Genomic DNA, 10,136 nt, shown 5'->3' on the forward strand with positions numbered 1-10,136 from the left:
CCCTGCGGCCGGTCGGAGCAGGCAGCAAGTCAGCGATCAGAGACCATTGAGCATCCGTGAGCAGTTGGAATCTCGACATGCTCCCAGGCTCTCAGTCAGCGAACCACATCATTGTCAGACACGCCCTAGTGACCTCACGAAATCGCGGCGCACCCCCAGCGCTGTGTCGGTGCGGTGAATGGATTCTTCACCGTCCTCGACCGGACCGGTCAGGGCGCGGATCGCGTCGATGTTCTCCGGGGTCACGATGGCCTGGTTGTCGACCGTATACGTGCAGAACAGTTCGGTGCCGTCCACGGTGAGGATGTCTTGCCAGACTGCGACTTCGTACATGTCCCCGCGGGGCCTGCCGAGGTCCTGCATCAGCTCGGCGGTGCTGTTGACCGCCACGATGCCATCGGAGCGGCGGACGACCGCGATCCTGGGCACCGTCCGGAAGGCCTCGAGGACCTCGGCCTTCTCGGCGGGGCGGGTGAGCTCGATCGTCCAGTAGTGCAGGTGGTTCTGGGTATGGGCCCCTTTCGCTGCCATGGTGACGACGTCGAGGTCAGGGACCACCGTCTGGGCGTCGGGTCCCTGGTGGCTGGGAATGCGCCCCTCGGGGACGATCGTGTTCATGATCCCGGAGTGGTCGGACTCCCAGGGGTCGGTGGCGCGTCGGATGAGCACTCCGCGTGCCTTCGACAGCAGCCCGACGTTCTTCAGCGCGGTGAGGGTGCGCACGGTCGCGGTGGTATTGCACGAGACGACCCGGGTGGTGTCGCGGCCGCGGGCGGAGCTGTAGTTGGCGTGGGCGACGAAGGAATGTCCCGTGAGATCGTGCTTCTCCCCGCCCTGAAACACCGATTTCACGTGATGCGCCCGGTAGAGGTCGAGGTTTCCGGCCCCGACTTTGGCCGGTGTGCTGTCCACGACCACATCAACCTGATCGAGCAGGTCAGGCAGTTCACCCGCCACGGCATGCCCGGAGGCACGCATCTCCTGATAAGCCTCGGAGGTGGAGGCGAAGACGGGGATGTCGCGCGCGGCGGCGGCCGCGACCCGGTAATCGGCGGTGACGTCGCTGACGCCGATGAGTTCCATGTCGTCCTGGGCCAGGACGGCGTCGGCGACGCGTTTGCCGATGACCCCGTACCCGTTCACCGCGACTTTGATCTTGGTGTCCATGCTCATTCCTTTCGAGGTGGTGCGCTGGCGTGACCCCGGTCGGCTCGTCGCCGAGTGGTCAGAGTTGGTCGAGCATCGTCTTCATTTCCTGGATCTCTGCTTCCTGGTCTTCGATGACCTGCTCGGCCAGGGCTTTCGCCTGTGGGTTCTGCCCGTCGGCGACCTGCTGTTCGGCCATTTCGACGGCGCCCTCGTGGTGTCTGGTCATCTGTTCCAGGTACAGTTTCGCGGCCTCCGTGCCGGTGGCGTCTTCGAGCTGCTGCATGTCGTCCTCGCTCATCATCCCGCTCATGCCGCCGTGACCGCCGTGACCGCCCGAGTCACCCATGTCGCCCATGGGTTCCTGGCCCCAGGCGTCGAGCATGGCGTTCATCCGGTCAATCTCGGGCCCCTGCGCGTCGATGACTCCCTGGGCGAAGTCAGCGACGTTCTGCGGGATGTCGTCCTTGGCCAGCAGGGTCTCGCTCATCTCGACGGCCTGCTGATGGTGCGGGATCATCATCTGCGCGAACATGACGTCGGCATCGTTGTGCTCCTCGGAGATCTCCTCACCGGAGCCTGCGGTGTCGGTGGCGACCGAGGTCGCAGGGGCGGGATCTTCCCCTGTGCTGCCGGGGTCGGCGTTTCCGGTGCATGCCGAGAGGATCAGCGTGCCGGCGACGGCTGCCGCAACTGCCAGTGGTGTGCGCTTCATGATGTGACCTTTCCTTGGTGGTGGACGGTTTCTGGTCGGGACGTCTCAGTCGGGGTTGGTGCCAGCCATGCCGGGTTGAGTTCGGTGCGGCGCAGCAGCTGTGCATTGAGGGCGACGACGATCGTCGACAGCGACATCAGGATCGCGCCGACGGCCGGGGAGAGCACGAGCCCGATGGGGGCCAGGACTCCGGCGGCCAGCGGGACGGCGAGGACGTTGTAGCCGGTCGCCCAGGCCAGGTTCTGGATCATCTTGCGGTAGCTGGCCCGGGACAGGTCGATCATCGACAGCACTGCCCGTGGATCGTTGCCGGCCAGTACGACCCCGGCCGATTCCATCGCCACGTCGGTGCCCGCCCCGATGGCGATGCCGACATCTGCACGGGCAAGGGCGGGGGCGTCGTTGACGCCGTCGCCGACCATCGCCACCGACAGTCCCCTGTTCTGCAGGTCGATGACGGCGGAGTCCTTGTCCTGCGGGAGCACTTCGGCGAAGACCTCGTCGATGCCGAGGTCGCGGCCGACGGCGTCGGCGACCTGCTGCGCGTCACCGGTGATGAGCGCGACCTTGACGCCGCGTTCCTGCAGGGCGTGGACCGCGGCCCGGGATTCCGGCCGCACACGGTCCTCCAGGGCGACCGCGCCGATAATGGTCCGGTCCTGGACGATGTGCAGGACGCTGGCGCCGCGCTGGGTCCATTCCTCGACGTCGGCGGCGATCTCGGCTGGGGATTCCAATCCGTAGTCGCGCAGCATGTTGGGCCCGCCGACGGTGATCTCGGAACCCTCGACCATGGCGCGGACCCCGCGACCGGCGGCGGCGGTGAACTCACTGGCCTGCAGACGAGTCGAGGCCGCTTCCGGGTCCTCGGCTGCCGCTGCGGTGATCGCACGTGCCACCGGGTGTTCGCTGTTGGCCTCGGCGGCAGCTGCCAGCGCCAGCACCCGCCCGGCGGTGGTGCCGGTGACATGGGTGATCCCGGTGACCGCATGCGCGCCCTGCGTGAGAGTGCCGGTCTTGTCGAACAGCACGACGTCGATCGAGCGCATCCGCTCCAGCGCGAGCCGGTTCTTGATGAGCACGCCCGACCGGGCGGCCTTCTCCGTTGAGATGGCGATCACCAGCGGAATCGCCAGGCCGAGCGCGTGCGGGCAGGCGATGACGAGCACCGTCACCGTGCGGATCACCGCTTGGTCGGGGAAGCCGAGCAGCAGCCAGACGGCGAAGGTGATGATGCCCGCGACCAGCGCGAACCAGAACAGCAGCGCCGCGGCGCGATCAGCCAGCGCCTGCGCCCGCGACGAGGACGCCTGGGCTTCGGCGACCATCCGCTGGATGCCTGCCAGGGCGGTGTCCCCGCCGGTGGCCTCCACCCTCACACGTACCGCGTTGTCGGTGGCGACGGTGCCGGCGACCACCGTGTCGCCGAGCTCGCGGGCGACGGGCTTCGATTCGCCGGTGATCATGGACTCGTCGAACTCGGCGCGCCCGTCAATGATGCGTCCGTCGGCCGGAACCCGGGACCCGGACCGGACCAGGACGGTGTCGCCGATGCGCAGCTGGGCGATCGGGACGGTGATGATGCCCAGATCGGTGACCTTTTCGGCTTCGTCGGGCAGCAGTTCGGCCAGCGCGTCGAGCGCGCCGGATGCCGCACCGAGTGCACGCATCTCCATCCAGTGGCCCAGCAGCATGATGGTGACCAGCAGTGCCAGCTCCCACCAGAAGTCGAGCATGAAGTCGCCGATGCCCAAGCTGGTGATCCAGGAGGCGACGAAGGCCACGGTGATGGCCATCGCGATCAGCAGCATCATCCCCGGCTGCCGCGATTTCAGCTCATTGAGCCCGCCCTTGAGGAAGGGCATGCCGCCGTAGACGTAGATGACCGTGCCCAGCACCGGGGCGATCCAAGCCGAGCCGAAGAACTCGGGCACCTGATAGCCGAGCAGGTCGGCGACCATGTGGCTGAAGATGACGACCGGCACCGACAGGATCAGACTGACCCAGAACCGGTTCCGGAACATCGCAACACTGTGCCCGGCGTGCTCCCCATGGCCTGCATGCTCGTCATGGTCGTGCCCGGCATGACCACCGTGGGCCGGTGCCGGGCGTTCATCGAGGGCGGAGTGCCCGTGTCCCTGCGGCATCGCCTGTCCGTGGCTGCCCGCGTCGAGGTGATCGTCGTGGTGCTGGTGGTGGTGCTCCGGATTGCTCATCGTTGTCCTTCACAGTCGGGGATGGGTAGCCGATCAGGCTTCTGCTGCGGGGTAACCGGCCGCGGAAAGCGCCGATTGCAGCGCCGCAGAGTCCACCGGTGCGCTGCTGTTCACCGTGACAGTGGACTGGCCGTGGGGCACCAGCGTGACGTCCACCTGGGCGTTCGCATCCAGTGTTTGCACGACGTTGGTTACCCGCGAGGCGCAGCCCTGGCAGGTCAGCCCCTCCACTGCGAGCGTGACCGTGGAGACCGGCTCAGCACTGCTGCCGGTTGCGTTTGCAGTGGCGGTGTCGGCTGGTGCGCAGCAGGCACATCCTGCCGATGCGAGGGGCAGCTGGCGGGAGGACGCGGTCATGATGTGCTCCTGACTAGTGGGCTCGGAGAGGTGGAGAGAGCCTCCAACAACCCCGACTATACCCCCGGGGGGTATGTGAGTAAAGGTGTTTGTTCTCACGGGTAGGCCTTTCCAGGGGTGCGGGGCAGTTCGATGGTGAACTCGGAGCCGTGTCCGGGGCCGGCGGAGGAGGCGGTGAGGGTGCCGCCGTGAGCTGCGATGAGGGCGTGGGAGATCGTCAGGCCGATGCCGGAGCCGCCGTGGTCGCGGTCGCGGGCGGTGTCGCCGCGGTAGAAGCGTTCGAAGATGTGGGTGAGCTGGTCGGCGGTCATGCCGTCGCCGGTGTCGGTGACGCGGATGAGCACGGTGTCGCTGGTGCCGGTGGCGGTGAGGGAGACGGTTCCCTTCGGTGGGGTGTGGCGCAGGGCGTTCGACAGGAGGTTGTCGAGGACTTGTGCCAGCCGTTGCCGGTCGGCGATCAGGACGTCGGCGTCGGCCGCGGTGGTGAGCGTCACTCCCTTGGCCGCATAGTTCTCCCGGACTGCGGCGGCGCAAGTTTCGAGCAGGTCGGCGAGGGGCAGGGGGGCCGGGTCGAGGTCGATCCGGCCCTCCTCGGCGCGGGAGACATCGTCGATGTCTTCGACGAGGCGTGTCAGGCGTGCCAGCTGTTCGGCCATCACGGCGTCGGTGGTGGGGTTCCACTCGACGACCTCGTCCTGCAGCCCCTCGAGGTAGACGGAGAGGACCGAGACCGGGGTGCTCATCTCGTGGGCGAGGTCGGACAGGATGCGTCGCCGTGTCTCCTCGGTGCGTGTCAGCTGGTCGGCCATCATGTTGAACGCCCGGGCCAGGGAATCGAGCTCGACGCCGGCGCCGAGCACCGGAACGCGCACGTCGTAGTTGCCATGGGCAACTTCGGCTGCCGCAGCGGTGAGCTGTTCCAGCGGGGTGCGGATCGTGCGGGAGAGCAGGAAGCTGGCCAGGAGCGCGCAGGCCAGACCGGTGCCCAATGCCACCGCCAGGGTGATCAGGTTCGCGTCGCGGTAGGCCTGCTCGACATGGAACAGTTCCGAGGATCCCCCCGGGATGCCGGCCAGCTCCAGGTGTTCGTGGAACAGCGGGGGCCCGGCCAGGGTGGCGACTGCCACCGCTCCGAGCAGGCTTGCCGCCACCACGATCAGCTGGGTGGCGAACAGGCGGGCGGCCAAGCCGGAGTTGCGCAGTCTCATCGGGGCACCATTCGGTATCCGACGCCGCGGACGGTCTCGATGAGGCCGCCACCGTCGGGCTCCTCGCCGAGCTTGCGCCGCAGATGGCCGATGTGGACATCGACGATCCGTTCGTCGCCGACCCACGACGTGTCCCAGACGGCGTCGATGAGCTGCCGGCGGGAGAGCGCGCGGTTGGGTGCTGCAGACAAGGCGACCAGCAGGTCGAACTCGGTGCGCGTCAGGGGAAGCACCGCGTCAGCCCGCCGGATCTCGTGGCCGGCGAGGTCGATGGTGAGATCACCGACGACGCGGACGGAATCCTGGGGTGGGTTTCCGGTGCGGGGACGCCTGAGCACGGCGTGGACTCGGGCGACCAGTTCCCGGACGCTGAAGGGTTTGGTGATGTAGTCATCCGCGCCGGCGGCAAGCCCCAGGAGCTTGTCGTTCTCGCTCCCCCGGGCGGTCAGGATCAGCACATAGCACTCCGACATCGCCCGCACGCGACGGCAGACCTCGATGCCGTCCAGCCCGGGCAGTCCGAGGTCGAGGATCAGCACGTCAGGCTCCTCGGCCCTGACGCTGTCGAGCGCCTGGACTCCGGTGTGTGCCTGCTCAACGTGGAAGCCGTCTCGACTCAGATAGGTCGCCACCATCTGCGCCAGAGGCTTTTCATCCTCGGCGACGACGATGCGTCCGCCAGGGTGGTGGTCGGTTCGTTCAGTCCGCATGTACCCAGTCTGTCCCCAGTTCAGGTGGCACACAGTCCTCAGCGCCCTCTGCGGCCGGAATCTTCGTCAAACCTTCAAATGCCCGGGCCCGTCCCGCGCTCGGGGGGTCTGGTGATGTCGATGCTCGTGGCGGCCTCGGCCGGGCAGGTGCGCTCGATCTGCAGCGTGGAGAAGTAGATGTCGAACCGGTCGGTGAGCAAATCGGTCGCCTGTTCCAGCACGGCCTCATGCTGGGCCGGGTTGACCACGTGCAGGTGCGCGGAGAAGACGGTGCGCCCTGAGGTGATGGTCCAGGCGTGCACGTGGTGGACGTCCTCAACCCCGTCGATCTCCTCCAGCGCTGTGATCGCTGCCGGCAGGTCGAGGTGTTCGGGGGTGCCCTGGAGCAGGATTCTCAGGGCTGAGCGGATGATGGTCCACGATGCCCACAGCAGCACCACGCCGAAGACCATGCCCAGCAGCGGGTCGATCGCGAGGAAGCCTGTCAGTCGGATGACCACCGCGGAGATGATGATGATGAGGCTGCCGACGAAGGTCTGCAGGATGTGCCAGAACGCGCCCTTGATGTTCAGGTTCGTCTTCTGACGTTGGTAGAGCAACCAGAACGCGATGAGCTCGGTGACAATGCCACCGGTGGCCACCCAGAGCATCACCGTGGTGGGCAGCTCGATCGGATCGGCCAGCCGCATGGCACCCATGTAGAACACGTAGGCGGCCATCAGGGCGAGGAAGAGTCCGTTGAACAGCGCCCCGATGATCTCCGCGCGGGCCCACCCAAAAGTCTCCTGCGCAGTGGCGGGGCGTTGGCTCAGACGCTGGGCGACCAGCGCGATCAGCACCCCGCCGACAGCCGAGAACGTGTGGAAGGCATCGGAGATCACCGCGACCGACCCGGACCACAGCCCGATGACCAGCTCGATGACGAAATACACTCCCGTCAGCCACCCGGAGATCCGGAGGGCTTTGCGGTCTCCGTCGACTGGCAGATGTCCGCTGTGTTCGCTCATCCTGGCCTCCGAGTTGACCTGTCAGGGAATTGAACTTCCGGGGAGACAGCACGGCACCGTCGGGCCACGCGCTGATTCGAATGTAACCCGCCTCACCTCGGCGGGGCTGTCACCCGGGCAATCTTCGTCAAATCTTCAAGAAGCCTGGTCCTTTCACCATCTCCGGCTCGACCAGAATGGAGGGAATCGTTTTCCTGCGAGTCGAAGAAGAAGGATGCTCTCACCTCTGTCGCGTCGTTCGATGATCCGCCGGTCAGGCTCGTTGACCGTCCTCCTCGCGCTTGGCCTGGCCGGGTGCGGCAGCGATGCCGACGAGTTGGCCGACCAGGTGCCGGAGGTCAATGAGCAGGGCTACATCTCCGGGGCCGGCGTCATCACCCAACTGCCCATCGGTGAGCGGGGTGAGCCGATCGAGTTGGCCGGCGAGTACACCGACGGCACCGCCTTTGACCTTGCCGACTGGCGCGGCGCCCCGGTGGTGCTCAACCTCTGGTACGCCGCCTGCCCCCCGTGCCGCAAGGAAGCCCCGGCATTGCAGGCCAACTACGAGCGGTACCAAGAAGACGGCGTGAAGTTCTTGGGCATCAATGTTCGCGATGAGGCACCGGCCGCCGACGCGTTCGCCAGGACGTTCGATCTGACGTTTCCGTCCATGCTCGATCAGGACGGCCTCGGTGTGGCAGCGCTCGGTGCGGTGCTGCCCGCGCAGGCGGTCCCGTCCACCGTCGTCCTGGACGCTCAGGGCAGGGCGGCGGCGCGGGTGATGGGAGCTGTGGACGCGTCGACCCTTAAAGCGTTGATTGGTGACGTGGTGGAGGAGTCGGCATGACACTCACAGCCTCCATCGGTGAGATCTTTTCGCAGACCGCCTTGTCCGGTCCGATGCTGTTGGCGATCCCGGTGGCCATCCTGGCCGGGGCGGTGTCGTTCTTCTCCCCGTGCGTCCTGCCGCTGGTCCCCGGCTACGTCGGCTACGTCACCGGGTTGGGCGCCGCCGCCTTGACCGACCGGAAGATCAGCCGGGTCGTCATCGGGGTCTCCCTGTTCATTGCCGGCTTCGCCACAGTCTTCGTGTCGATGGGCCTGGCGTTCAGTCTCGCCGGTGTCTTGCTCAGCCATTGGGCCGATGTCCTCAACCGCGTGATGGGTGTGGTCGTCATCATCGCCGGCATCGTGTTCATGGGCGGGATCGGCATGTTCCAGCGCACCGCCCGCATCACCAAGCGTCCACCGGCCGGGCTGTGGGGCGCCCCCGCCCTGGGTGCCACCTTCGCGTTCAGCTGGGCCCCGTGCATGGGTCCCACACTCGCGGCGGTGCTGGCGCTGTCGACCAGCTTCGGGGTAACCGGTACCGACGGCATCTGGCGCGGTGCCCTGCTGACGCTGATGTACTGCCTCGGGCTGGGAGTGCCGTTCATCGTCGTGGCCGTGCTCATCGTCAAGGGCACCGGCGGGCTACAGTGGGCCAGAGACCACCACCTGCTGATCAGCCGGATCGGCGGGGCGATGCTCATCATCATCGGCGTGCTGCTCGTCAGCGGCGTCTGGACCCAGTGGGTCAACAGCCTGCAAGGCATGATCGGCGGCTTCGAAACCATCATCTGACACACCCCCGACCATTCAGTGAGACCACGCATTCGCAGTCGTCACTCCTGCGCATGCTGACCCTCGGGCACCGGCCCGAACGACAAGGAGATGAACGTGAAACGAGTAGCGATCGCTGCAGCGACACTCTCGCTGGTGCTGGCAGGATGCGCGCCGGCAGCAGACTCCGAACCATCACCAAGCACCGACTCGCAGGCTGAGTTCCTTAACACTTACGACCTCGACGACATGGATGCCGTCGAGATCATCGATCATCTGGACCGGCTCGAGACAGCCGAAAGACCAGCAGACCTGATCGCATCGGTCTATCCCGATGAGCTGGTGCTGACCGACAACAGGCAGGAAGTGGTCCTGGACCTGCCGCAGAACCTGTCGTATCTGTCGATCGCCCCGTACGTCGAGCAGACACATGACTGCTTCTATCACAGCCTGACCACTTGCCAGGGTGAGCTCAGCAACGCAGCCGTCGACGTCGAAATCACCGACAGCACTACTGGGGACGTCGTGGTCGACGAGCAGGTGGCCACCTTCGACAACGGGTTCGTCGGCTTCTGGGTGCCCAGCGACATCGACGGCACCATTGAGATCAGCTACGACGGCCGGACAGGCACCTCGGACTTCACCACCACCGACGAAGGCGCCACCTGCATCACCGACCTGCAACTCGTCTAACACCCGGTGGGCGAAGCGATTCCCGCAGCAGACCCGGATGCCGGGACAATGAGGCGTATGGCTTCTGCAGATGTCGCTCTTCCCGATGGTTATCGCCACACGCTGGAGGCGCTCAAGCAGCGTGTCCACCAGGCCCAGACACGGGCGCAGCGGACGGTCAACACTGAGCTGATCCAGCTGTACTGGTCGATCGGGAAGGAAATTCTCCTCCGCCAAGAACAGCAAGGCTGGGGCAGCAAAACCATCTGAACCGCCCCAGGTTTGATGCCGCTGCTGTTTAAGTCCGGAAGGATGGACAGCATGCCGAAGAAGATCGATCCCCAGTTGCGCGCGAGGTGCGTGCGGCTCGTGCGGGACCACGCCCAGGAGTACCCCACCTTGACCGCGGCGACGGCCGCGGTCGCGCGCCAGGAAGGTGTCTCACGTGAGTCCGTGCGGCGCTGGCTGGCGCAGGCCGAGGTCGACGACGGGACCCGGCCCGGCGTCACGAGAGAGGAGTC

The 10,136-nt window shown here is 66.4% G+C and carries 11 protein-coding genes and 1 pseudogene; 5 read left to right on the top strand and 7 right to left on the bottom strand.

The features are described from left to right. Positions 1-114: 114 nt before the first annotated feature. The 7 genes from AB0I45_RS13640 to AB0I45_RS13670 form a co-directional block, all read right to left on the bottom strand. Complete coding sequence (locus AB0I45_RS13640) at positions 115-1,167, bottom strand: type II glyceraldehyde-3-phosphate dehydrogenase (protein WP_360318881.1); 1,053 nt, start codon at positions 1,165-1,167, stop codon at positions 115-117. Positions 1,168-1,225: 58 nt separating this feature from the next. Beyond that, positions 1,226-1,861, bottom strand: a complete 636-nt coding sequence (locus tag AB0I45_RS13645; protein ID WP_360318884.1) for a DUF305 domain-containing protein — start codon at positions 1,859-1,861, stop codon at positions 1,226-1,228. After that, positions 1,858-4,077: a copper-translocating P-type ATPase gene (locus AB0I45_RS13650; protein ID WP_247618488.1), complete on the bottom strand. Its 2,220-nt coding sequence runs from the start codon at positions 4,075-4,077 to the stop codon at positions 1,858-1,860. Before AB0I45_RS13650 ends, AB0I45_RS13645 begins: the two co-directional genes overlap by 4 nt. A 33-nt stretch (positions 4,078-4,110) precedes the next feature. Beyond that, on the bottom strand, positions 4,111-4,434 hold the full coding sequence (locus tag AB0I45_RS13655) for a heavy-metal-associated domain-containing protein (RefSeq protein ID WP_247618489.1): 324 nt from the start codon (positions 4,432-4,434) through the stop codon (positions 4,111-4,113). A 95-nt stretch (positions 4,435-4,529) separates the two neighbouring features. Next, positions 4,530-5,642, bottom strand: coding sequence for an ATP-binding protein (locus AB0I45_RS13660; RefSeq protein ID WP_247618490.1), 1,113 nt, complete (start codon positions 5,640-5,642; stop codon positions 4,530-4,532). Further along, positions 5,639-6,352: a response regulator transcription factor gene (locus AB0I45_RS13665; RefSeq protein WP_247618491.1), complete on the bottom strand. Its 714-nt coding sequence runs from the start codon at positions 6,350-6,352 to the stop codon at positions 5,639-5,641. Before AB0I45_RS13665 ends, AB0I45_RS13660 begins: the two co-directional genes overlap by 4 nt. 74 nt (positions 6,353-6,426) lie before the next feature. Then, positions 6,427-7,359: a cation diffusion facilitator family transporter gene (locus tag AB0I45_RS13670; RefSeq protein WP_247618492.1), complete on the bottom strand. Its 933-nt coding sequence runs from the start codon at positions 7,357-7,359 to the stop codon at positions 6,427-6,429. A 214-nt stretch (positions 7,360-7,573) separates the two neighbouring features. Here AB0I45_RS13670 and AB0I45_RS13675 point away from each other — a divergent pair, with 214 nt between their 5' ends. The 5 genes and pseudogenes from AB0I45_RS13675 to AB0I45_RS13695 form a co-directional block, all read left to right on the top strand. After that, positions 7,574-8,188, top strand: a complete 615-nt coding sequence (locus AB0I45_RS13675; protein ID WP_360318890.1) for a TlpA disulfide reductase family protein — start codon at positions 7,574-7,576, stop codon at positions 8,186-8,188. Further along, the gene (locus AB0I45_RS13680; protein WP_247618494.1) at positions 8,185-8,964 is read left to right on the top strand and encodes a cytochrome c biogenesis CcdA family protein; all 780 of its coding nucleotides are present in this window, start codon (positions 8,185-8,187) and stop codon (positions 8,962-8,964) included. The genes AB0I45_RS13675 and AB0I45_RS13680 overlap by 4 nt, the downstream gene beginning before the upstream one ends. Before the next feature lie 90 nt (positions 8,965-9,054). Next, on the top strand, positions 9,055-9,636 hold the full coding sequence (locus AB0I45_RS13685; protein WP_360318893.1) for a CueP family metal-binding protein: 582 nt from the start codon (positions 9,055-9,057) through the stop codon (positions 9,634-9,636). A gap of 57 nt (positions 9,637-9,693) precedes the next feature. Next, positions 9,694-9,885: a DUF1016 N-terminal domain-containing protein gene (locus AB0I45_RS13690; protein ID WP_360318896.1), complete on the top strand. Its 192-nt coding sequence runs from the start codon at positions 9,694-9,696 to the stop codon at positions 9,883-9,885. A gap of 51 nt (positions 9,886-9,936) precedes the next feature. Further along, a pseudogene (locus AB0I45_RS13695) lies at positions 9,937-10,136 on the top strand (IS3 family transposase); the annotation flags it as partial.

It is taken from the genome of Brevibacterium sp. NPDC049920, from assembly GCF_040656435.1.
Lineage (GTDB): Bacteria > Actinomycetota > Actinomycetes > Actinomycetales > Brevibacteriaceae > Brevibacterium > Brevibacterium pityocampae.